Source organism: Oleiphilus sp. HI0080, assembly GCF_001635135.1.
In genome coordinates, this window is sequence record NZ_LWFU01000902.1 from 1 (window position 1) to 826 (window position 826).

Here is an 826-nt window from a genome sequence, read left to right on the forward strand (position 1 = left end):
CCGCCTCTTGTAACTCACCTGTAGCCTGCTCTACATAATTCTCTAGACCTTCTGACTCTCGCATCTTGCCATCGTTTTTGAACAACACCGAACGTGGTTTGAGCTTTTTCTCTAGCACCGCCAGAATATCGTCCTTTAACATCTCCATACCGGCGATAGATATTTGAACCACAAAATCTTGGTCAAAACGATCAATCACCAAGCCTGGCATGCCATCGCTATCACCAAAAACGAGACGATAGCAAGGCACATCAAAGCGTGTTTCGCGAAGAGACAAAGCAATATTTAGGCGATGCGCGATCAAAGACCGATCAAAAACCGCTTGCTTATCGCGACTAAATAAACGACCACAAATAAGCGTATTCGGATTGACGAAAGCAACGCCAAGAAATTGCCCAGAGTGCGACTCAATCGTGCATTGTTCACCAGCGGCGAATCCTCTCAAGGGCGTTTTCTTAACGTCAACCTCGTTGCTGTAGACCCAAAGGTGGCCTTGCTTTAAGCGTTTTTCAGCGCCTTTTCTTAGAATCATCGTTTGCATTGTCTAGCCCCATTTAGGCGAAAAAAAACGCACACGCTGATGACAGCATGCGCGTCTTGATACTGTTGTGTTGAAGCAGACCTTAGTCTGCCCAATAATTTACGTCGAGCTCTCGAGCCGCTTTTACATCATCCAAACGTTTCACTGGTTGGGTGTATGGTGCGTTCTTCACCAGCTCTGGCGTTTCCTCAGCTTCTTTCTGAATCTTCTCCATTGCAGCAACAAAGCCTTCAAGCTCTTCAATCGACTCAGTTTCAGTCGGCTCAATCAAGAAGCATTCGGGAA

The 826-nt window shown here is 46.5% G+C and carries 1 protein-coding gene and 1 pseudogene; both read right to left on the reverse strand.

Features of this window, described 5'->3' with window-relative positions; genetic code table 11:
- Positions 1-541: class I SAM-dependent rRNA methyltransferase (locus tag A3751_RS17845; protein ID WP_369821254.1), on the reverse strand; the 541-nt coding region annotated here is incomplete at its 3' end.
- Between the two features lie 82 nt (positions 542-623).
- Positions 624-826: pseudogene (locus tag A3751_RS23070) on the reverse strand (aminomethyl-transferring glycine dehydrogenase subunit GcvPB); the annotation flags it as partial.